This window comes from Mycobacterium novum, assembly GCF_010726505.1.
In the GTDB taxonomy this organism is placed as follows: Bacteria; Actinomycetota; Actinomycetes; order Mycobacteriales; family Mycobacteriaceae; genus Mycobacterium; species Mycobacterium algericum.
The window spans coordinates 2,247,251-2,272,493 of record NZ_AP022562.1 but is presented as its reverse complement, the minus strand read 5'-3'; the positions used below and the strand labels follow the sequence as shown (position 1 = coordinate 2,272,493).

At 71.0% G+C, this 25,243-nt stretch carries 4 protein-coding genes; 2 read left to right on the top strand and 2 right to left on the bottom strand.

What is annotated here, in order from left to right; all coding sequences use genetic code 11:
* Positions 1 to 236 precede the first annotated feature (236 nt).
* Complete coding sequence (locus G6N19_RS10400) at positions 237 to 17,450, bottom strand: beta strand repeat-containing protein (protein ID WP_193464869.1); 17,214 nt, start codon at positions 17,448 to 17,450, stop codon at positions 237 to 239.
* A gap of 1,093 nt (positions 17,451 to 18,543) precedes the next feature.
* Entirely contained in the window at positions 18,544 to 23,577 is a 5,034-nt protein-coding gene (locus tag G6N19_RS10395) for a beta strand repeat-containing protein (RefSeq protein WP_193464868.1), read from the bottom strand.
* 1,038 nt (positions 23,578 to 24,615) lie between these two features.
* On the opposite strand from G6N19_RS10395, the gene G6N19_RS10390 reads away from it, so the two are divergent.
* On the top strand, positions 24,616 to 24,843 hold the full coding sequence (locus tag G6N19_RS10390) for a type II toxin-antitoxin system VapB family antitoxin (RefSeq protein WP_029248879.1): 228 nt from the start codon (positions 24,616 to 24,618) through the stop codon (positions 24,841 to 24,843).
* Positions 24,840 to 25,235, top strand: a complete 396-nt coding sequence (locus G6N19_RS10385) for a PIN domain-containing protein (RefSeq protein WP_193464867.1) — start codon at positions 24,840 to 24,842, stop codon at positions 25,233 to 25,235. Before G6N19_RS10390 ends, G6N19_RS10385 begins: the two co-directional genes overlap by 4 nt.
* The last annotated feature ends 8 nt before the right edge of the window (positions 25,236 to 25,243 follow it).

Here is a 25,243-nt window from a genome sequence, read left to right as displayed (position 1 = left end):
TGGGGCCCGCCCGCCGCGGGCGGCCCGAAAAATTCTCCCGAAGATCGAGGTGGCCCCTCCGCGGTACCAGGTGCCGAACGACGGAGCCACGCGTCGAGTGCTCTATATGACAGCGATTGGCCATGGAAGTACGAAATAGGCTGCGGGCCAGTCGAATTGTTCGGCCGGCTGCGCGGATTGATACGGTCCTTCTCCTCGGACACGTATCAATTCGCGCAGCCGGTGCGGCGAGCAGTCTAGGGGTTGTTCGCCCCGTGGCCGCCGTCGTCGCCGGATGTGCCGTCGGCCTGGCCGTCGCCGCCATTTTGGCCGTCGCCGCCGGTAGCGCCGGTGCCGGTGCCGCCGTTGCCGCCGGTACCTCCGTGTCCGTCCCCGCTCGGGCCATCGGTGCCGCCAGCGCCACCTTGGCCGCCGGCGCCGCCGACACCGTCGTCAGTGCCGATCGCGTTGCCGATGCCACCCTTGCCGCCGTCGCCACCGTCGGCGCCGGCGCCGCCGGCACCGCCGTTGCCGCCGTTGCCGCCGGTGGCGTCGGCATTGACATGCGGCCCCGTCGACGCTGTTGCCTCGACGCTGCCACGGCCACCGTCACCGCCCTTGCCGCCGACGGCACCATCGGTGCCGTTCTCGCCGCCGTCACCGCCGTGGCCACCTAGGGCGGTCCCGTCCACGCTGTTACCGGGCCCGGCACTGGACTGGCCATACACCGACCCGACACCGCCGTTGCCGCCGTCACCGCCGAGGCCGGCACCGCCGTTGCCGCCGGTACCGACACCGGTGCCGTCGGCGTGGTTCCACGAGACGACCTGGCCGACACCGCCGTTGCCGCCTGTAGCGCCCGCGGTGCCCAAACCGCCGTTGCCACCGGTACCGTGACCGTTTTCGACATCACCCTGGGTCAAGGTGAGGATCTGGCCGACACCGCCCTTACCGCCGGTGCCGCCGTCGGTGGCCGCGCCGCCGATCCCACCTTTAGCGGTGCTGTCGGTGAGCTCGAAACCGTTGCCACCCTGGATCACGGCGTCACCACCGTCGCCGGCCTCGCTGCCCGGCCCCGTGCCATCTCCACCAAGACCACCGGTGGCCGCGCTATTGCTGACGGTGTTGTCGGGCAGTTGAACGTTGTTGTCATCGACCCCGGCTGTCACCGCACCGAGGCCACCATCACCGCCGACGCCCTGATCGCTGCCGTTTCCGCCGTTGCCGCCGGTCGCGGTGCCCCCGGACAGCGAGGTGTTGGCGCCGGCCGCGTGGACGATACCCAGGCCACCGTGGCCGCCGGCACCGCCGTCGGCTCCGCTGCCGCCGGTTCCGCCGGTAGCGGTGCTGTCTATGACCGCACCGCCGTAGGCAGCCGCGATCTGCGCATCACCGCCGTCGCCGCCGGTGCCGCCGTTGGCGTCGCCGACGCCGGCCGCACCGGCGTGAGCAGCGCTATGGGTGACCGAGCTGTCCGTGCCGTCGACGATGATCGACGCATTACCGCCGTCAGCACCTCCGACGGCGTTGGTCCCGATCGCGTCGCTGCCGGTGACGGAGCCGCCGTTCTCGGCTTTGAGCCAGCCGTAGCCGCCGTTGCCGCCGGTCGTGCCGTCAGCACCGCCGGCACCGCCGTTGCCGCCGGTGGCGCTGCTGGCGGTCGCCGCGGCATTGCCGTTGATGGCCTCGACCTTGGCGTATCCGCCGTCGCCGCCGTCGCCACCCTCAACACTGCCGTCACCGCCGTTACCGGCGGTCGCCGTACCGCTGGCAGAACCGCGAACACCTTGGACAAAGGCGCGCTCGCCGTTACCGCCGTTGCCGCCGTGGGCATCGCCGCCGTTACCGCCCGTAGCCGCACCACTGGCCGTGCTGGTGGCGTCTCCACCAGCAACCACCTGGCCCATCCCGCCGGTACCGCCGGTAGCACCCGCCGCCGTGGCATCACCGCCGTCACCACCGGTGCCAACACCGTCGGCCTTGGCCCCACTGTTGGCCAGCACGATCCCGATGCCACCCTTGCCGCCGTCACCACCATTGGTCGCGTCGCCACCGGCACCACCGATACCGGTGCCTTCAGCAGTCCCGCCGCCCAGGTCGTTGTAGTTCGACTGCACCCAGGCTGCACCACCGGCGCCACCGGTGCTGTCGGCACCAGTGCCGCTACCGCCTTCGCCGCCCGTCGCGTCACCCGTGGCACTGCCACCGTTGGCGTTCACCGAACCGATACCGCCAGCACCGCCCTGGCCGCCGTCGATACCGTCCCCGCCAGCGCCGCCGGTCGCACCGTCACCGGTGCCGGTAGCCACGCCACCCGCCGTGGCGCTGACCTCGCCCACACCGCCGACACCACCGATACCGGTGCCGATCGCCTTGCCACCGGCACCACCGGTCGCGGTGCCGCTGGCGCTGCTGTCCGCGGTGTCGGCAGAGATCGTGCCCATGCCACCAGCGCCACCCGCACCGCCGGCGTTGCCGTTGACGTCACCGTCGCCGCCATCACCGCCGGCACCACCAGTCGCGGTTCCGCTGACCGAACCGAGCTCGCCGCCCAGACCGACCTGACCGGAGGCACCAGCACCGCCCGCGCCGCCGTTACCGGTGTTGGCGGCGTCGACATAGGTGCCACCGGCACCACCGTCACCACCGTCGCCACCGGTCGCCGTGCTGCCGACGCCGTCTCGGACCGCACCAACACCGCCGGCACCGCCCTGGCCACCCTGGGCGCCGTCGATGCCGCCGTCGCCGCCGGTGCCGCCGGCGCCGCCGGTGCCCGTCGCTCCGGTGATCGTGTTACCCACCGCGTTGGAGATAGCGCCGACGCCGCCCTGGCCGCCGTCACCAGCGTCGACACCCTTGCCACTGTCGCCGCCGACACCGCCGGTCGCCGTACCTTGTGAAGTGCCGCCGTCGGTGGTGAAGGCCCCGATGGAAGCCATGCCACCATCGCCACCGCGGGCGCCGTCATAACCGTCGCCGCCGTTACCTGCAATGGCCGTACCCGCAGCGTGGGCGTTGCCGGCAGGCCAGCTGGAGAAGCCGCCGTTGATGGTGGCGTAGTTCACCAAGCCAGTGCTGCCACCGCCGACGCCGCCGTCGATGCCCTTGCCGCCGGTACCTCCGATAGCCGTACCGGTGGCGGTGCTTCCGATGCCGTGCGAGGAGACGCTGGCCGCAGAACCGCTGCCTCCCGTACCGGTGTTGATGCCCGCGCCGCCGTCACCGCCCTTGGCGATGCCATCAGTAACGGTGCCACCACCGCCGGCCTGAACGACACCCGTTTGCCCGCCGCCGCCGATGCCGGCATCGCCCATGCCACCCGAACCGCCGGTGGCAACGGTGTCGCTGCCGGTGACGGTGCCGCCGGTGGTCGCCTCGATTCCGGCCGCAGCGCCGCTGCCGCCGGTACCGCCGTTGATAGCCTGGCCGCCCTCACCACCGGTCACGATGCCGCCGTCGATGACACCACCGCTCGCGGCCGTGGCGGACGCGGCACCGCCAGCGCCGCCGGCGCCGCCGTTGCCATCGGTCCCGCCGGCACCACCGGCGTTCACCGTGACGTCGGTGATGCTGCTGTCGACACTAGCGCTGACACTGGCCGCACCACCGGTGGCCGTGTCGGAGCCTTCACCACCAGTCACGTGGGTGTCCTCGATGTGGGAGCCGTCGGTGGCGGTCAGTGAGGCCGCACCACCGGCAGCGCCGGCACCGCCGTCACCACCGGTGACCGAGCTGGTGGCCACGGAGCTGTCCGTCCCGACGGTCGCGGTGGCGCTACCGCCGGCCCCGTTGACACCGCCGTGGCCACCATCAACCTCGAGACCGTTGACGGTGCCGCCGGTGACGGTCATGTTAGCCCCACCACCGGCCCCGGTACCCGTACCGGCGTTACCACCGGTGAGGTGAGCATCGGTGACATTGCCGCCGCCGGTCACGGTCAGGCTGCCCGAACCACCCAGCGTGGTGTCGGTGCTCTGCCCCGCCGTCACCGAACTGTCAGCGACATGACCACCATCGGTGGTGATCCGCGCCCCCGGACCCTGCTTGGTACCGGCACTGTCACCACCCGTGACGTGGCTGTTGGTGATGGTGTCACCGTCACCCTTGGCGTTGATCACCGTGTCCGAGGCCACCCTGCCGTTAGCCCCGGGAACCCCGGCACCACCGTCACCGCCGGTAGCGGTGCTGCCCGAGATGGTCGAATTTTCCCCATTGGCCTGGATGTAGGTGTAGCCACCATTACCACCCACAGCCCCAGCACCGGTGGCGTCACCACCAGTACCGGCAGTCGCGATGCCATTCGCGGTGGCATGGTCGCTCAACGCCTGGACCGCACCGCTGAAGCCGTTGCCGCCCTTGCCACCGTCGTATCCGTTACCACCCTTGCCGCCGTGCCCGGCACCGCTGGCCTCGGCACCGGCACCGCGAGCGACCACACTGCCGCCACCACCGTTGCCGCCCGTACCCGCACCGGTCGCATCACCACCGTTGCCGCCGTGACCACCGGTGGCAACACCGTGCGCAGTACCACCGGGACCAGACCAGGCCCCTTGGACATTGGCGCTACCACCGTTGCCGCCCGTACTGCCCACGCCGGTACCCACACCACCGTCACCAGCTGTGGACTGACCGTAGGCAGTCCCGTCCTGGCCCGCAGTCACCTGCGCGAAGCTACCGTTACCACCCTTGCCGCCATCGACACCAGCACCACCAGTGCCACCCTGGGCAATAGTGGCCGCCCCGTCGTCGTCGGTCACCGTGCCACCGTTGGTGACAAAGGTGTAACCGGCACCACCGGCACCACCCTGACCGCCGTTCTGGCCTGCACCACCGTCACCGCCGGCGGCCTGAGCCAGACTCGAGTCACCAGCGACACCGATCGTGCCATCAGAAGCCCGCACGATCGCCACACCACCGTTACCACCGGTCGCACCGGAGCCGTCCGCAGCACCACCGGTGCCGCCGGTGGCGTTACCCGAGGTGTGCTCGCCGTTACCGACGATCACACCCTCATTGGTGATACCGGCATCAACGAAGGCGTCACCACCGGCACCCGCCTGCCCATCGAGCTCACCAGCACCACCGTCACCGCCCTGGGCCGTGCCCTCAGCAGTGGTGTCAGCCCCATAAGCCCCCACCCGAGCCGCACCACCAGCACCACCGGAACCACCAGTGCTACCGGTGTTACCAGCACCACCGATCGCGTGACCATCGGTGACCGCGCCACCCTCCTGCGCCCAGACACTGGCGGCACCACCAGCACCGCCCTTGCCACCGTTGGCATCACCGGCACCGGCCTTACCACCAACAGCGGAACTGTCGGTGACAGAGCTGTTTGTACCGTCAGCACTGACACTGGCCGCACCACCGGCCACACCGTTGACACTGTCGGCAGCGGTGGCGGTGCTGTTCGTGATCACGCCACCGTCGGTGGCGGTCACCGTGCCGGTGCTGCCCGCCTTGCCGGCACCCGAGTCGCCGCTACCGCCGTCACCACCGGAGGCCGAACCACTGGCCGCGCTGCCGCTGTCGGCCGACAGGGAGGCCGCACCACCGGTGCCGCCGACACCGCCGACACCACCGTTCCCGCCGTCACCGCCGACCACACCGTCGCCCAGAGCGTTCGCGGTGCTGTCGTTGGTCGCGCTCAGGGTGACCGAACCACCCTGCCCGCCGTTGTGTCCGTCGCCGCCGTTACCGCCGACACCACCGCTGGCCGTGCCGCTCAAGGTGCTGTGTTCACCATCGGCGGTCACCGTGGCCGCACCACCGATACCGCCCTTGCCACCATCGGCACCGTTACCGCCGGTGCCACCGATCGCGTGCGCGTCCTCGATGGTCGCCCCGTTGGTGGCGGTCATGTTGCCCGCACCGCCACGACCCGCCTCAGCCGTACCGTCATTGCTTCCGGCGTCACCGGTCTTCACCGAACTGTCCGTGATCGAGCTGCCCGGACCGTCAGCGGTCATGGTGGCGAACTGCGCACCCCCGGCACCACCGTCACCACCGGTGACGGTGCTGCCGCTGATGGCACCACCATTGCTGGCGGTCATCTGCGCATACGGGCTGGCCCCGCCGCCGACGGCTGCGTCGCCACCGACGACATGGCTGTCGTCGATGGTCGACCCACCAGTCGCAGTCATCGTTGCGGCGCTGCCACCGTAGTTACCGACACTGTCGCCGCCGTGCACCGAACTGTCGGTGATCTGGTCACCGCCAGCTGTCGGACCACTGTCACTGCCCGTCGACATGCTGGCGTTGCCGCCACCGGCACCGTTGACACCGTTACCGCCGGCGCCACCCTGCCCGCCCTGGGCTTGGCTGCCGTCAATCGTGCTGCCGTCGGCATATGCCTGCAGATTGCCGGTACCGCCGTTGCCGCCCTTCATGCCGTCAGTGCCGGCACCACCGTCACCACCGTGAGCGGTGGCATCGGTGACGTGGCTGTTCTCTCCCAGGGCACGCGCCCACCCGGTACCACCGTTGCCGCCGGTACCACCGTTGGAGGCATTGCCGCCAGTACCACCAGTACCGCTGCCGCTGGCCGTCGCCCCGTCGTTGAGCGCCGACACCTGACCGGTAGCCCCGTTACCGCCCACACTGCCCGTGCCGTCGGCGCTACCACCGGCGCCGCCCGCTCCGGTGCCGTCAGCGGTGGCGTTGTTACCACCGGCCAAGACACTGCCCAGACCGCCGGCACCACCGGTGCCGCCACCGGTGGCATCACCTCCGATACCACCGGTCGCAATGCCACTGGCCGCGCCACCGTCACCGCCGACATCCTTGTAGCTGTCGTGGAAACCGCCACCAATCTGGCCCATACCTCCAGCACCACCGGTGCTGCCGTCGCCAGTGCCCGTACCACCGGCACCACCGGTGGCCTCACCAGTGGCACTGCCACCCGAACCGCCGATGTCACCCAAGCTCGTGGCCACCTGGCCGGTACCGCCCGCGCCACCGGTACCGCCGGCGACGCCTGCGCCGCCCTCACCGCCGCTCGCGGTGGCGTCGGTGATACTGCCGCCATTGGCCGCCGCGACCTCCGCGTCACCACCCTGGCCACCGGTGCCGCCGTTAGCGTCACCGACCCCACCGTTACCAGCACTGGCAATGCTGTTGGTGACTTCGCTGTTTGCGCCATCGGCGCTCACCGTGGCCGCACCGCCGGCAGCACTGTCACTGGCGTTGCCGCCGGTCGCTGAGACCGTGTCGATCACGCCACCGTCAGTGGCCGACACATCGGCGCTCCCACCGACACCGCCCGAGCCGCCGTCACCACCGGTGACGGTGGCATTGCTAACCGAGCTGTCCGCACCCACAGACGTCAGGGTCGCCGCGCCGCCGTCGAATCCATCACCGGCTTTGCCGCCGGTCACGGTGCTGTCGGCGACACTGCCACCGCTGTTGATCACCAGCGAGGCCTGGCCACCTGCGGCGTTGTCGCTGTTCTGGCCGCTTTCGACCGTGACGTTGGAGACGCTGCCGTCGGTGACCGTCATCGAGTTGTTGGCACCGTTGGCGCCGTTGACGCCGTTGGCTTCGCCGTCGGTGCCATCGCCGCCGTTGACGTGACCGTCGGTGATGGTGCCACCGTCGGCGGTCATCGTTGCGCTGCCGCCGCTGCCGCCCTTGCCGCCGTCGGCCACGGCGTTGCCGTCCCCGCCGTTACCACCGCTGCCGCCGGTCGCGGTGCTGTCGGAGCTGACGGAACCACCGTTGAGGGTGGTGATGGTCGCATTGCCACCACCGGCACCCGCGCCGCCGTCGAAGCCGTCGCCGCCCGCGCCGCCGTTGCCGCCATCGCCGCCGGTGGCGGTACCAGTGTCGGGATCGGCTAGCGCCTGGCCGCCGTTGGCTCCCGCACCGCCGGCGCCGCCGTTGGTGCCGCCGGCACCACCGTTGCCACCGTTACCGCCGAAGCCCGTGGTGCCGTCACCGTTTCCGTTGCCACCCATGCCGCCGCGGCCGCCGTCGCCACCGTCGCTGCCGACGCCGTCGCCACCGTCACCGCCGGTACCACCGTTACCGCCGGTAGAGCTGGCGCCGGTGGAGGTCACACCATTGGAAACAAAGATGTTGGCCCAGTAGCCGCCGCCGCCGTCGCCGCCTTCGGCACCGTCCGTACCGTCGAGACCACCGTTGCCGCCGGTTCCGCCGGTCACGGTGCCGTTCGTGATGGTGCTGCCTGTGTCACTGGCGTTGAGCCAGGCACGCCCACCGTCGCCGCCGTCACCGCCGAGGCCGTCACCGCCGTCGCCGGCAGTGGCGTTGGAGCCCGTGATTTGTCCGCCGTTCAGGCCGGCGATGTTGGCGCTGCCGCCCTTGCCGCCCATAGCACCAGCAACGTTGGCATCGCCACCGTTGCCGCCACTGGCGTGGCTGTCAGAGACCACACCCGTTCCGCTGGACAGCAGGAGTCCGTAATCACCGTCACCACCGATACCTCCATTGGAGGCGTTACCGCCGTGACCACCGGTCGCGGTACCGGCCGAAACACCGCCGGAGGCACCTTGATAGCCGGCCTGGACCCAGCCGTCGGAACCGCTACCGCCGATGCTGTCGTCACCGGTGGCGTTGCCGCCATTACCGCCGGTGGCCGTACCGCTCGCGGTGCCGCTCGCAGCCGCGTTGACCGAGCCAATGCCACCAGCGCCGCCGACGCCACCGTCAGTTCCGGTGCCGCCCTTACCGCCGATGCCCTCACCGCTGGCGTGGGCGCCCGCGCCGTGGGCGTCGATTTCGCCGTCGCCACCGTCGCCGCCGGTGCCGGTGCCGACAGCATCTCCGCCCGCACCGCCGGTGGCGGTGCCGTTGGCGGTACTGGCCGCGCCGTCAGCGGCGATCAGCCCCTGCCCGCCGGTCCCGCCGTCACCGCCCGCAGCGGTGGTGGAGCCGTCGCCGCCGCTGCCGCCGGCGCCACCGGTCGCGATACCGCTGGCTGCCCCACCGTTGCTGGAGATGACGGCCGCGCCGCCACCACCGCCACCGCCGCCACCGCCGTAACCCGGGCCGGTGGCGTCGCTCACGGCACCGCCGCCGCCCGCTCCACCGGATCCACCGGTCGCGCCGGTGCCGATGCCGGCGCCCATACCGCCGGCACCGCCGGCACCGCCGTTGCCGGCCGCACCACCATCGGCCGCCGCGCCACCGGTGCCGCCGGTACCACCGGTGCCACCGGACTGGGCGATCAGCGCGCCGCTGCCAATGCCGTCGCCGTCACCACCCTGGCCGCCGGTACCGCCGTCACTGGACGTGCCCGCGCTGCCGGCGTTGCCGTCGCTGCCACCGGTACCCGTACCGGCCAGGCCAACGGCACCAGCCGCACCGCCCTCGGCGCCGTTACCGCCGTTACCGCCATCGCCCGCGACGTCACCGCCGCCGCCGCCGGCACCGTCACCACCGTCGCCCGCGGTACCGGCGTTACCACCGTTACCGGCGTCACCGCCGTCGCCCGCGGTACCGGTGGCGCTGGCACCGCCCACAGCGCCGTCACCACCGGCGCCACCGGCACCGGCGTTACCGCCATCAGTGCCGGACTGGCCGCTGCCGGCCGGGGCGGTCCAGCCCGTACCGCCGTTACCGCCGTTACCGCCGTTGCTGCCGGTAGCGCCCTGGCCACCATCGCCGCTGACACCGTCGGTGCCGGTGGCCGAGCTACCGCCGGCGCCGCCGTCACCACCTTGGCCGTACTGGTAGCCCCCCGGCGCCCACGTGACGGGCTCACCACCGGAGCCCTGCCCGCCGGCGCCGCCGTTACCCGCGGCCTGACCCGGCAGCGCATCGCCACCGTTGCCGCCCTGGCCGCCGTCACTGTTCGTGCCGCCGTCACCACCGTCACCGCCTTGACCACCGTTGCCCGAGCCGGCCGCGCTGCCACCGGCGCCGCCTTCGCGGCCCACGCCGCCCCAGCCGCCGACGCCGCCCTGGCCGCCGTTGCCGCTCAGGCCGCCGTTGCCGCCGTTGCCGCCAACGGCGGTGGTGTTGCCACCATCACCGCCGCTACCGCCGGCACCACCATTGCCCGTGGCACCCAACGCATCACCGCCGGCACCGCCGACACCACCCCAGCCGCCTACGCCGCCCCAGCCACCGTGGCCGCCATTACCGGTACCGGTCGCATCCCCACCGTTGCCGGCCACCGCACCCGCGGCACCGCCATTGCCACCGGCACCGCCGACACCACCGTCACCATCGACTGAATCACCACCGGCACCGCCCGATCCGCCGCCGAGGTTGTTCGTACCACCGGCGTTGCCGCCGAGACCACCGTCGCCGGTTCCGGTGCCGTCACCACCGTTGCCACCGGAACCGCTCTGCCCCGCGTGGCCGCCGGCGCCACCTGCGCCACCGGTGCCCGTCCCGAACGCGGTGCCACCGGCGCCACCGCCGGCACCGTTTCCGCCCGACGAACCGTTGCCACCCTTGCCGCCATCACCGTCGGCCGCGGTCGAATCCGAACCCGCACCGCCGTTTCCAGCGTTACCGCCGGCACCACCGGCACCGCCGGCACCACCATCACCGGAGCCGAGCGCGTCACCGCCGCCACCACCCAAGCCGCCGTTGCCACCGCGACCACCGTCGCCACCGTCCTGGCCGACACCGTCGGCATCCGACACGCCGGCCGAACCGTGACCACCATTACCGGCGGCACCACCTTGGCCGCCGGCACCACCGTGGCCGGTTCCCGCGCCCTGACCGCCGGCGCCACCATGGCCGCCATCACCAGCTTGAGCACCCTCGATACCGGCGTTACCGGCCGCAACCGCCGACCCATCGCCGCCGTCACCACCAGCACCGCCAACACCACCAGCACCGCCGGTGCCCTCCACGGACACATCACCGCCGGCACCACCATTGCCGCCGAGACCACCGGGACCAGCGGGGAAAAGAGCCTGGGAGTCCGAACCACCAGCACCCTCACCACCGTTACCACCGGCACCACCGTTACCGGTGGTGGCGTCACCACCACGGCCACCATTGCCGCCCGCACCACCAACAGCAGGTTCAAAGGCAGCACCCGCACCGCCATCACCGCCGCGGCCGCCATCACCGACCGAGCTGGCAGTACCGCCATCTCCACCATTGCCGCCGGCCTGGCCGACCGGGATAGGACCGACCAGGTAGAAGCCCTCGCCGTCGCCGCCTTGACCGCCGTTACCGCCGCCGCTACCGGTGCCCGCAGTGCCGTCGTCGCCATCACTGCCACCTGCACCCGCGCCGGCCAGACCGACGTTGCCGGCCGCACCGCCTTCGGCGCCGTTACCACCGTCACCGCCGTCACCACCGGTGTTCGTGCCGCCGCCACCGGCGCCGTCACCGCCATCACCGGCCGTGCCCGCGCTGCCGCCGTTGCCAGCGTTGCCGCCATCACCGGCGTTGCCGTTGGCGCTGGCGCCGCCCGCGCCACCGTTGCCTCCCAGGCCGCCGGCACCAGCGTTACCGCCGTCACTGCCGGATTCACCACTGCCAGCCGGGGCGGTGTAGCCGTGACCACCGTCGCCGCCTGTGCCACCGCTACCGGCATTACCGCCGTGGCCACCGGCACCTGCAATCGAGCCACCGGCACCACCGGCACCACCGTTACCACCGGTGCCGCCTACGCCACCCTCAGTGCCGTCGGTGTTGCTGTCGGTACCGGCATCGCCGGCCAGACCGGTGGCGCCGTCACCACCGTGGCCGCCGGCCCCGCCGTTACCGTGGTCGCCACCCTTACCACCGGCGCCACCGTGACCGCCCGCGGTCCCCGGCACAGCACCTGGATCGGTGGCTGCGTTGTAGCCGTCGCCGCCCTTGCCGCCGTTGCCGCCGGTGGTCGGCGTGGCACCATCCGTACCTGTTTGACCCGCGGTCGCGCCGGTGCCGACCTGGCCGGCCTCGCCGCCGGTACCGACGTTGCCGCCGTCGCCGCCCTTGCCGCCTTCTGTGTTGATGGCATCGCCATTCGCGCCGTCGCCACCATTGCCGGCCGCGCCACCAGCGCCACCATCACCGGCGTTACCACCGGTGCCGGTGCCGCTGCTACCACCGTTACCACCGGTGCCGCCGGTGCCACCAGCGCTGCCGTCTTCACCGGCATCGCCGGGATTGACACCGTTTTGGCCGTTGTAGCCGGCACCACCGGCACCACCGGTGCCACCGTCACCACCGTCGCCATCGGTGGCACGCGTGGTCCCATCGATCTCTAGGCCGCCCTTACCGCCATCACCACCGGTGCCACCGTCACCACCGGTACCGCCGTCGACACCCAACGAACCGGCCTCACCGATGTGGCCGGTTCCACCGTGGCCGCCGTCGCCACCGATACCGGCGGTGCCGTCATCACCACTGTCAGCCGTACCGCCCTTACCGAGCCCACCGGCACCGCCCTTGCCGGCATCCCCACCGGCACCACCAGCGCCACCGGCATAGCCATCGAGGTGGGTGTCGGTGCCATCAGCACCATCAGCACCCCGACCACCAGCACCACCGGAACCACCAGCACCACCGACACCGCCCAGGCCCAGCTCACCAGCCGTGGAACCCGAGCCGCCAGCACCACCGGCACCACCAGCACCACCATTGGTGCCCGACTCACCAGCACCACCAACAGCACCGTCACCAGCACCTTCGACCGCGTCGGTGCCCGACTGACCCTCATAGCCCGCACCACCGGCACCACCGGTGCCACCATTACCACCGACGCCATCGGTGGCACGCGTGTTGTCGACCTCTAGACCGCCCTTACCGCCGTCACCACCGGTACCGCCGTTGCCGCCGTTACCGCCGTCGACACCCAACGCACCGGCAGCACCTTCGAAGCCGTCGCCACCGACACCACCGTCGCCACCGATACCGGCCGTGCCGTCATCACCACTGGCAGCCGCGCCGCCCTTGCCGAGACCACCGGCACCGCCCTTGCCGGCATCACCACCGACACCACCAGCGCCACCGGCATAGCCGTCGAGGTGGGTGTCGGTGCCATCAGCACCATCAGCACCCCGACCACCGGCGCCACCGGAACCACCAGCACCACCGACACCGCCCAGGCCCTGCTCACCAGCCGTCGAACCCGAGCCACCGGCACCACCGGAACCACCGTTACCACCATTGGTGCCCGACTCACCAGCACCACCAACAGCACCGTCACCGGCACCTTCGGCAGCGTTGGTGCCCGACTGACCCTCATAGCCCGCACCACCGGCACCACCGGTGCCACCGTTACCACCGACGCCATCGGTGGCACGCGTGTTGTCGACCTCTAGGCCGCCCTTACCGCCGTCACCACCGGTACCGCCGTTGCCGCCGTTACCGCCGTCGACACCCAACGCACCGGCAGCACCTTCGAAGCCGTCGCCACCGACACCACCGTCGCCACCGATACCGGCCGTGCCGTCATCACCGCTGGCAGCCTGGCCGCCCGCACCGAGGCCACCGACACCACCCTTACCGGCGTTACCACCGGCACCACCAGCACCACCGTCATAACCATCGACATGGGACGCCGTGCCCTCAGCACCATCAGCACCGTCACCACCAGCGCCACCGGAGCCACCGTTACCACCCGCTCCACCAGCACCCTGCTGGCCCTGCGTCGAACCCGAACCACCGGCACCGCCGGCACCACCGTTACCACCATTAGTGCCCGACTCACCAGCACCACCAGCCGCACCGACACCAGCGCCTTCGACCGCGTCGACACCGTCCTGGCCGTCGTAACCGTCACCACCGGAACCACCGGCACCACCATTGCCGCCCACACCATCATCGGCACGCGTGTTGTCGGCCTCCAGGCCGCCCTGGCCGCCGTCACCACCGGTACCACCGTTGCCGCCGTTGCCGCCGGCCACACCCGCGGTGGTGGAGTCGGCACCTTCGAAGCCGTCGCCACCGACACCACCGTCACCACCGACACCAGCCGCGCCGTCATCACCGCTGGCAGCCTGGCCGCCCGCACCGAGGCCACCGACACCACCCTTACCGGCGTTACCACCGGCACCACCAGCACCACCGTCATAACCATCGACATGGCTTTGTGTGCCCTCAGCACCATCAGCACCGTCACCACCGTCACCACCGGAGCCACCGTTACCACCCGCTCCACCAGCACCCTGCTGGCCCTGCGTCGAACCCGAACCACCGGCACCGCCGGCACCACCGTTACCACCATTAGTGCCCGACTCACCAGCACCACCAGCCGCACCGACACCAGCGCCTTCGACCGCGTCGACACCGTCCTGGCCGTCGTAACCGTCACCACCAGAACCACCAGCACCACCATTGCCGCCCGCACCATCAGCAGCACGCGTGTTGTCGACCTCTAGGCCGCCCTGGCCACCGTCACCACCGGCACCACCGGCACCACCGTTGCCGCCGGCCACACCCGCGGTGGTGGAGTCGGCGCCCTGGAAGCCCTTGCCGCCCTGGCCACCGGCACCACCGACACCGGCCGAGCCGTCGGTTCCGTCGGCAGCTTTCCCGAGGCCATCGCCGTTGGCGCCACCGGTACCGGCCTTGCCGGCGTTACCACCGGCGCCACCGTGGCCGCCGGCGGTGCCATCCACATGCGAGGCGGTGCCGTCAACACCGGCAGCGCCTGCCGCACCGGCGCCACCGTTACCGCCATTGCCACCGACACCACCGAAACCGTCTGCGCCCTCGTTGGCGCCCTGGCCGCCGACGCCACCGACACCGCCGTCGCCACCGACACCACCGTTGGTGCCGGCAGCGCCCGCGGTAGCTCCGGTGACACCGTTGCCGCCGTTGCCGCCCTTACCGCCGGCGCCACCGGCACCACCATCGCCCTGAAGCGCGCGGGTGCCATCGGTCTCCAGGCCGCCCAGGCCACCATCGCCACCGGCGCCGCCGGCGCCGCCGTTGGTGCCGTCGATGCGCCCAACGCCACTGTTGGAGCCGTCTACACCGTCGAAGCCCTGACCACCGGCACCACCCTTGCCACCGACACCGGCCGAGCCGTCGGTGCCAGCCGCGGCGGTGGTGCCGTCACCGTTGTCGCCACCGACACCACCCTTACCGGCGTTACCGCCGGCACCGCCGGCCTGACCCGCCGTGCCATCCACGTGAGCCGCGGTGCCGGCAACACCGTCGGCACCCGCAGCGCCGGCACCACCCGAGCCACCGTTACCGCCTTCGCCACCAGCGCCGTGGCTACCCGCATTGGCGCCCGTGCCGCCGACACCACCGGCGCCACCAGCACCACCGTTGCCGCCGTGCTCGCCAGCCTCGCCGGGGTCGACTCCGGCCAACCCGTCATATCCGGCGCCACCCTTACCGCCGGCGCCACCGTCACCGCCATCACCAGCGGCCGCACGGGTGTTGTCGGCGTTCAGGCCGCCCAGGCCACCGTTGCCGCCGGCGCCACCGGCCTGACCGGCCTGACCGTCCGGGTTGGCTTGCGTGCCGTTGTCGCCGTCGGCGCCATCGGCACCGTCGCCACCGTTACCGCCGACACCAGCCGTACCGGCCGCCGCCCGGCTGCCGTCGGCCTCCACACCGCCCACGCCGGCGTCACCACCGACACCACCGTTGCCGCCGGCCGTGCCCGCCACCGCACCGGCATCGGAGGCGGCGTCATACCCGGCGCCGCCGACACCACCGTTACCGCCCTTACCCGCGACACCACTGGCACCGCTGGCGGCGTACTGGCCGTTGCCGGAGTCACCGCCGGCGCCGCCCACCCCGGCGTTGCCGCCGTTGCCGCCGGCGTGACCGGCCCCGCCGTCGGGGTTGGCGGCCGTGCCGGCCGTACCGGCGCCACCGTGGGCGCCGTCGGTGCCGCTACCGCCCTGGCCGCCGACACCACCAGCGCCATGCTGGCCCGCCGTGGACCCGGTGCCACCGACACCACCGGCGCCGCCGACACCACCGTTGCCGCCCGAGACACCTGCCCCGGCGCCGGCCGCCAACGCGTCATAGCCGGCGCCGCCCTGACCGCCGGCACCGCCATCGCCGCCGACACCCTGCGCCGCCCGAGACCCGTTGGCCTGCAAGCCACCTTGGCCGCCGTTGCCGCCGGCGCCGCCGGCACTGCCGTCCGTGCCGTGCGGGTCGGCTGCGGTGCCCGCGGCCCCGGCAGCACCGTCCTTCCCATCACCGCCGGCACCGCCGACGCCCGCCTCACCGGCGGCCCCGCGCGTCGTGCCATCAGCCTCCAGACCACCGCGGCCCGCGTCGCCACCGGCGCCACCGTTGCCGCCCGCCGTACCCGCAGCGGCGTCAACGTCGGAGGCCGCGTCATAACCCTTGCCGCCGACACCACCGCTGCCGCCCTTGCCGGCCGCACCGGCCGTACCGCTGTCAGCTTGACCGCCGGCGCCCTGACCACCCGCACCGGCCTGACCCGCGTTGCCGCCGTCTCCACCGGCGGTACCGGCGGTGCCGTCGGGGTCCGCGGCAGTGCCGTCGGCGCCATCGGTGCCGTCGAGGCCGTCGCCACCCTCACCGCCGTTGCCGCCGACCCCGCCGGCGCCTTGGGTACCGGTTGCACCGGTGGCACCCGCCTTGGCGAACCAGCCGCCCGCACCACCGGCGCCGGCCTTGCCGGCCTCGCCACCGTCACCACCGGCACCACCGTTGCCGCCGCTGGTGCCGTGGATATCAGCGGATGTGCCGTCACCACCGTCGGCGCCGGCACCGCCGACACCGCCCGCACCACCGTTACCGGCCGCGCCGCCCTTGCCGCCGGCGCCGAACAGGTACGAGCCCCTACCGCCCGCGCCGCCGTTACCGCCGGCGCCACCGTTCTCACCGGTACCGCCATTGCCGTCGCCGCCAAGGGCGAACGTGCCGGCCAGACCGGCGGCACCGGCCAAACCATCACCGCCTTGGCCGCCGGCGCCAGCGGTGCTGAACAGACCCCACAGGGCGGCGTCACCACCGATACCACCGGCACCGCCCGCGGTGCCCAAGGTGACAGCTTCCCCGCCGTCGCCGCCCGCGCCGCCGTGGCTGAACCACGCGAACAGCCCCGCCGCACCACCGGCTCCACCGTCGCCGCCGTCGAAGCCGTCACCGCCGGCACCACCGTTACCGCCGAACAGGCCACCCTGGCCGCCGGCGCCACCGTCGATTACGCCACCCGTACCGTCGGCGTCCCAACCGGCACCACCGGTACCGAAGATCCACCCGCCGGCCGCGCCGTCTGGGTTCTCCGCGGTGCCATCGGCACCGTTGCCGAACGGCATCCACCAGTTGATCTCGTTCCAGCTGAACGCCGCAGAACCGGGCAGGTCGAAGCCCGTCGCCCCCACACCGCTCAGATCCAGATCAGACAGGATCAGATCCCAGACGGCCGGGTCACCCATGTTGTCGAAGAACGGCGACCAACTGTCCGGGTCCAACACCAACTGCCAAGCATCCTGATCAGCCCAGTCGGCGCTCAGGGTGGTCAGGGCATCACCCAGGCCTTCGCCGAACAGCTCGATGAGCACGTCGTCGAAGTCGGCGTGCGCTGGTTGTGCCCCCAGCGGGGACATGCCGAAGGCTAGGAAGGCTCCAATCGCCGTCCCCGCGCCGAACACCCGGCTGCTGCGCCGCCCCTTGGAACCACTTTGACGATGACGAGACACGGCGATATCCCCTTAACTACACGTATTGACGGCATAGCAATATCTTCAGGAAGGAGGTTAACACCGATTCCGAGACAGTCAACTGTTGTTCACCGGTACGGACGCATCGCCCGCAATCAGGCCACGAACAGCGGTTTTAAGGCCTGGTGGGCACGGTAGGGAATCTACGTCGATTAATGAGATGATGAATGTTTCTCAGTAACCGTCCTCTTCGGATTTAGCCGATGGTGACCCTCGAACTGGGTTAGCCGTCGTTGCCGCCAAGACCGGCGCGAGGCCCGTGGTCGTCCCCGTTAATCGCCCCGCACCTGCGGGATCCGTGTGAGTGCTGCCCGCCGGGTTGCTGATCGCGACACCACAGCCTCAGTTGCTGTCGCCCATCTTGGTGATGCTGTGCCGAGCCGGTCTTCATGGAGCGTTCCGGGAGGACCTGGCTCGGTGGGCCGTCGGACGGTGTGCGCCAGACGCAAGGCACCGTTTCATCGGGGAACTCGTGCTCGGCTCAGCGACAGCCGATCTGGCTCGGCCGGAAGTTCCGCCGTGGCGGCCTGGGTGGGGGCATCGAACTTGCCGGTTGCCTAGGCTGTTGGTGCCGACGGTGCTGCCACACCTTCAATGCGCATTTCCGCGCCCATGAGGTGTCGTTGCGTCAGCTCCTCGCAGGGCTCCGTTGTTGGTCACCCACCGCAGGGACGCCTTCAGTCGGCCATAACTGGAAGGACCGTCGGCTAGCCGCTAGCCTTCCGCATCAAGCACAACAGGATGGCGTCTTGGCGCGAAGTGCTTGTACACCATCGTGTTTCGGGTCTCCGATTCGTATTCAAGCACCCAAACCCATGGCATGCCAAACAACAACTGCGGCTGGGTCTTTCGACCCAGCCGCAGAGTTGTATCGATCGACGGCGCAACTACTATGGGAAGCCCGAATCGCCTAGCCCCGCCCGGTTTACCGACGCCGTCACCGCTACCACCGGTAGAGGCGGTAGCGGTGACGAGGCGATTACGGCGCGTTCTGACCGCTCGGCAGGGTGATGTCCTGATCGCTGGTGTGCACCCCCGGGCCACTGATGAGATCGCTGGATCCGCCGCGACCCGGCCCCCCACTGTTGTCGACGCCGTCGCCACTGCCGCCGTTGCCGGCCGTCGCGGACCCGTTGGTCCACGAACTGCCGTCAGGGTCATTGGCACTGTTGTCCGCGCCGACGTGGACGTACCCGCCGTCGCCGCCGACCCCGCCGGCACCGATGCCCTTGCCGCCGGTGCCGCCGACAGCAGTGACGTCGGTGGCCTTGGCATCCGGTCCCAACGCGGTGATCTGAGCAGGCGCGTTGTAGCTAATATTGCCGCCCGTACCACCGTCTACGCCGGCACCACCGCTACCGCCAGTGGCAGATCCGCTGGCCTCGGCATTCGGACCGGTGGCACCGATGCTCCCGACCGTGCCGTTACCACCGCTCGAGCCCGCCCCCGTCGCGGCACCACCGGCACCGCCCAGCGAGGTCCCGTGTGCCAGGCCACCGTCGTAGGCGACGTACTGGCGGCCAGCCCAGATGTTGCCGTTACCGGCCGTACCGCCCTGGCTACCGGCCCCTCCGGCGTTACCTCCGGCTCCACCAGTTGCCTCGCCGTAGGCTGTCGCATCACGGTTGGCCTCAATCAGGCCGTTGCCGCCGGTGCCGCCGGCACCGCCGACGCTACCGTTACCGCCGGCTCCGCCGGTCACTGTGCTTGCGGCGCCGCCGTTGTCGGCGTCAGCGGTCACATGGCCGCCAGTCGTGGCCACCACATTGGCGTTGCCGCCGGTCCCGCCGGTGCCGCCATTCGTGCCGCCGCCGCCCTCGCCTCCTGTCACAGTCGAGTTGTCAACGGCACCGCCGCCGGTTGCCAAAGCACTGGCCGCGCCACCGTTGCCGCCCGCTGCGCCAGCGGTGCCGTCGCCGGTTCCCGCCGCACCGCCGGTCGCGTGCGTGTCGGTGATCGTGCTGTCGCTGCCAGTCGCGTTGACCGTCGCCGCGCCGCCCGCCGCGGAGTCGCTGCCGGCCACGCCGGTCGCGGAGCTATCGGAAATCGTGCCGCCACGCTCGGCCTGCAACAGGCCGAATCCACCGGCCCCACCGTCGCCGGCGTTGCCGCCGGTCGCGGAACTACCGGTGACTGTGGTGGGGTCATCACCGGCCTTGCCGGCGGCGGTCACCTTGGCCAGGCCGCCGGCCTGGTCGCCCACGCTGTTGCCGGCGGTCGCGGTGCTGTCCTTCACGGTGCCACCGACGTTGATGGCCTGCTGGCCTTCATTGCCGGTCTCGACACTGGCCCGGCCACCGGTCGCCCCGTTGACGCCATCGGCCCCGTCACCGCCGTTACCGCTGTTGGCCGTGCCGTTGATGATCAAGCCGTCGGTCGAGTTGGCCTCGACCCGCGCCTGACCGCCAGCCCCACCGGTGGCGTCGTCACCCGAGCCGCCGTTGCCGGCGTTGGCGGTGCCGTCGGCGCTGCTATTGACGCCCATGGCCCGGACCCAGCCGGAGCCGCCGTTACCACCTTGGCCGCCATCGGAGCCCGTACCGGCATTACCGCCGTTACCGGCGCCGGTGGCAGTCGCGCCATCGTTCAGCGCCGAAACTTGCCCAGTACCGCCGCCGCCGCCAGCGCCTCCGTCACCGTTTCCACCGAGTCCACCGGTGCCGGTCCCGAAAGCGTTAGCTCCGGATCCGCCGGCGATAACACCGCCGGAACCACCGACACCGCCGGTGCCCGCATTGGTGGCAGCGCCGCCGTTGCCCCCGGTTGCGACGCCATGGGCGATGCCTCCACCGCTGCCGCCGTAGCCGTAGTTGGTGTAGTCACTGATGATGTCGCCGGTACCGCCGGCGCCGCCTGTGCTATTCATGCCCGTGCCGCTGCCGCCGGCACCACCGGTGGCCTGGCCGTAGGAGACACCTCCAGCGCCGGCGGTAAGGCTGCCTGCACCACCGGCACCACCCTGGCCGCCATCGATACCGGCACCGCCGACTCCGCCGGTGGCGGTGCTGTTCATACCCGTGTCGGTGTCACTGGTGACCGTGCCATTGTCGGCGAGGATCACGCCGGCACCGCCGATTCCGCCGGTTCCGCCATCGGTGCCGCTGCCACCGGTATTACCGACGGCGTCCGCGTAACCGACGGCACCAGCATTGTTGGCCAGGATCAACGCACCACCGCCGTCACCGCCGATTCCGCCATTGGCGTCACCGGCCCCGGCGTTACCTCCGGTTGCGCTGCTGTGGGCGATGCTGCTGCCCGTGCCGCTCGCCACGATGCCCGCGCCGCCGCCGGTGGAGCCGTTGCTGCCGACCCCGCTGGTGCTACCGGCAGCACCAGCGCTGCCGTCCCCACCGGTTGCGATGTTGTCGATCACGGTGCCACCGTTGGTGCCGTAGATGACGGCGCCGCCACCGCCGCCACCGCCGCCACCGCCCTGTCCTGCGGTCGTGCCGTCAGCAGCCGCGCCGGCACCACCGGCGCCGCCGTTACCGCCGGTCGCACCGTCGCCGATGGCGCCACCCTGTGCGCCGGCGCCACCGTTGCCGCCGTTGCCGGCGGTGCCTTCACCATCGGTAGCCACCGCGCCGCCGTTACCGCCGGCGCCACCATGACCACCGGTGAGGGCACCGGCGCCACCGTCACCACCGGTACCACCGTTACCGGCGGTGCCGTCGGTGGTTGCCCCACCGTTACCACCGGTGCCGCCGGAGCCGCCTGTGCTCGACGTGGCGAGGAGGGTACCGAGATTAGTGGTGTCAGCCGGCGCGCCGGTCCCACCGTCGCCGCCGTCACCACCGGCGCCGGCCTGGCCGTCCTCGGAGCTACCGCCGACGCCACCGTTACCGCCGTGGCCACCGGCCAGCGTGCCGTATAGACCGGTGTTGCCCTCGCCGGTGGTGTCACCGCCGACGCCGCCGTCGCCACCGTTACCGGCGGTGTCCGTTCCCGTCGCGTCAGCACCGGCACCACCCTGGCCGCCGTAGCCGCCGTGGCCGGAGCCCTCACCGCCGGCACCACCGGTACCACCGTTACCACCGACGTGGTCACCGCCGACCGCACCACCGGTACCGCCGTTACCACCGGTGCCGCCGTAGACGCCCTTGCCACCGACACCACCGTCACCACCGGTACCGGCGTGGAAACCAGTCCCACCGTTACCACCGGTGCCACCGCTACCCCCCACACCCGTTGCATCAGCGTGTGCGGGGCTCTTACCGTTGCCGACGAAGTCGCCGTTAACGTCCTTGTACGCGTTGCCGCCGACACCACCGGTGCCGCCGTTACCGCCGTCACCCTGCTGGCCGTGCGTGGTGCCATCGGCCTCGAGACCACCCTGGCCGCCGTTACCGCCGTTACCGCCGGTACCGCCGGCCGAGCCGTTGGTGGAAGCCAACGAGCCAACGTCACCGGCCTTGCCGGTCGCGCCGTCACCACCGTTACCGCCGACCCCGGCCGCACCAGCAGCCGCACGGCCGCCGCCAACCTCTAGGCCGCCCTTGCCAGCGTTGCCACCGACACCGCCGTCGCCACCGTTGGCACCGGCCACCGCATCGGGGTCTGTCGCGGCGTCGTAACCCTGCCCACCGGTACCACCGTTGCCGCCCTTACCGGCACTGCCGTTGGCGCCGTCGGCGGCGTGGTTGCCGCCACCGGAGTCACCACCGGCGCCACCCTTGCCCGCGTCGCCGCCATCGCCACCATTGCCGCCGGCACCACCGGTCGTGCTCGTCGCCGTGCCCGCCTTGCCCACGTCGCCGTTGGCGCCGTCACTGCCGCTACCACCAGCACCACCGATACCGCCAACGCCATGCGCCCCGTCCGTGGAGCCCTCACCGCCAGCACCACCAGCACCGCCGGCACCACCATTGCCACCATCGGTGCCCGGCAAAGCGTCCTCGTCGGAGGCGGCGTCATAACCGGCACCACCAACACCGCCTTCACCACCGTTACCACCGACGCCCTGAACAGCGGTCGCACCGCTAGCACCGTTGCTGGCGAACCAACCGCCCGCGCCGCCCACACCGGCGGTACCAGCGGCACCACCGGCACCACCTTCGCCACCGTCACCAGCGGCCGTGCCGTCCGGGTCGTCCGCGTCACCGGCGGTGCCGGCCGCGCCGTCGCCACCTTCGCCGCCGGTACCACCGATACCGGCCGCGCCGCCCTTACCACCGGCGCCGAAGAACGTCGAGCCCTTACCACCGGCACCACCGTTGCCGCCCTTGCCACCGGTACCACCGTTGGTGCCGTCCGCGCCGGGGGTGCTGCCCGCCAGGCCTGCAGCACCGATAGCACCAGCGCCACCGTCACCACCGTTACCCGCGGTGCTGAAGAAGCCCCACGTAGCGGCGTCACCGCCATTGCCACCGTTACCGCCGGCGTCACCGCCATTGCCACCGTCACCACCGGAACTGAACCAGGAGAACGGTCCGGCGGCACCGCCGTCACCGCCGTCACCTGCTTCGAAGCCGTTACCGCCGTTACCGCCGTCGCCGCCGAACAGGCCGGCCTGGCCACCATCGCCACCGTCGTCGCTGTCACCAGTCCCGTCAGCGGTCCAACCGTCGCCACCATTGCCCCAGATCCAGCCACCGGCGTAGCCATCCGGGTGGGCTTCGGTGCCGTCCTGGCCGTTGCCGAACGGCATCAACCAGTTGATGTCGCCCCAGTTGAAGGCGGCGGCCGAACCCGGCAGATCGGCCACGGCCGAGCCGGCGGCGTTCAGGTCGAGATCGGCCAGCACCGCGTCCCAGGTGCTCTGACTGCCGAGGCCGTCGAAGAAGGCCGACCAACTGGCCGGGTCCAACACCACCTCCCAGGCGCCCTGATCCCCGAGGTTGGCGCCCAAGCCGGCGACGGCGTCGCCCAGATCCTGACCGAGCAGGTCGATGAGCACGTCGTCGAAGTCGGCGTGCGCCGGCGCGACCGCGGTCGGGGCCATCCCGAACGCGAGGAACGCACCGACGGCGCTGCCGGCACCAACCACCCGGCTACGACGACGACCTTTGGACACACTTTGACGTTGACGAGACATGACCTGATTCCCCTTAGCTTGCACATAGCGGCGGCACAACAAACGCTGTGTGGGGCTACGTTAACGCTAATTCTCGTCGCGTCAACCCCGGTGCACAAAGCCGGAATGGCGCGAGTTACCCGCCGGTAATGGGCGTTAACATGGCCTTATAGGCCTGAATCCGCACTGTCGTGCCGGCCAAACTTTCTTAGAAACTTTCCTAATTCTCAGAAAAAGATCCCTTGTCCGCTGGGTGTCAGATGCACCTTCTGGCGAGCTGATGCTGCAGGTCAACGGCTTTTTAGCACTTCGACACTCGCCTGCCCCACTGTCCGTTGCCGCCCCAGGCGGCCGGCCCCGGATGCTGAACACCGCCTCAACCTCAATCCCAATTAATTGACGTGTTCGACAATTTAGTACACGTCAGGTGGACTAAATCTCTGCAGCTCCGTCGAGCCGAACAGCGCGAGACGCACAGCCCACTAAAGGCTTTCTGACGCCACAGCTTGACAGGCGGCGCCATGAAACTAAGCTCGCCATTCACTTAGCTGCGGTAATGATTCTTTTCGGCAATCAGGATGCATGTTCGACGGTGTCACTGCTTTCAGCCGGGAAAGCGCAGCTCGAACGCATGCGCCGGCCTTGATGCTCGACCCCGCGGGCCGCCGCGCCGTGGACGGCACGGTTGCTGCGGTCCCGCTCCAGGCCGTTCGATCCCACGTCCTCCATCGCGCTTACGTAGGCGACACAAACTCAGTCTCGTCATAGAAAACGACGGGGGGCGGGGGTCCAGCCTGAGCTCGTGCTGGTAGACGCTGACGGACTCACGTACACGAGAGATCCACCATCACGGGCGCCTCCGCGGGCGTCTTCCTGGGCGTCCGGGCTGTCGCCTTGGTCACCACTGCCGCTGGGACACGGCAAAGTTTCTGACGACGTCGTCGAGCAGATGCTGTCGCCGTTCCCGGCTACCGCCACGGACTGCCCATCCCGGGGCGGTAGCGATATTATGTACTCATATATTGTTAATATGTATGCATGGCAGTGAAGCGGACAACAATCGAGCTCGACGAGGAGCTGGTGCGCAAGGCCCAGTCGGTGACCGGCAGCACGCTGCGATCCACGGTGGAATCAGCGTTGCGCCGGCTGATAGCCGAGGCGCAGGGCGAGGACGACGAGCGGCGGCGACGGATCACCGAGCACCTGGCGAGCGCGGGCAAGCAGGTCGACACCGATGCGCTGTTGTCTGACCAGGCGTGGCGATGACCCGCTGGCTGCTCGACAAGAGCGCGCACGTGCGGCTTGTGGGCGGTGCGGCGTTGCCGGACGATATCGACCTGGCCGACGTGGCTCTCTGTGAGATGAGCGAACTCGAGTGGCTGTACTCGGCGCGGTCCGGCGCCGACTACGACAGCCAGTCCGCCGCGGTTCGTGACGCCTACCCGGTGCTGTCCGCACCGGCCGACATCTTCGACCGGGTTCGCCGCCTTCAGCGTGACCTGGCCCACCATCGCGGGATGTGGCATCGAACGCCGTTACCCGACTTGTTCATCGCGGAGACAGCGCTGTACCACGGGGCCGGCGTCTTGCATCGCGACCGCGATTACCAGCGGATCAGCAAGGTGCGGAGCGACTTTCCGGTCCGCGAACTCCGCTGAGCTTTCCA

Bases quoted from the DNA above. Each gene is read 5' to 3' on its own strand.
- G6N19_RS10400 (WP_193464869.1), bottom strand. From the start codon at position 17,450: ATGTCCCCGCTGGGGGCACAACCAGCGCACGCCGACTTCGACGACGTG.
- G6N19_RS10390 (WP_029248879.1), top strand. From the start codon at position 24,616: ATGGCAGTGAAGCGGACAACAATCGAGCTCGACGAGGAGCTGGTGCGC.
- G6N19_RS10385 (WP_193464867.1), top strand. From the start codon at position 24,840: ATGACCCGCTGGCTGCTCGACAAGAGCGCGCACGTGCGGCTTGTGGGC.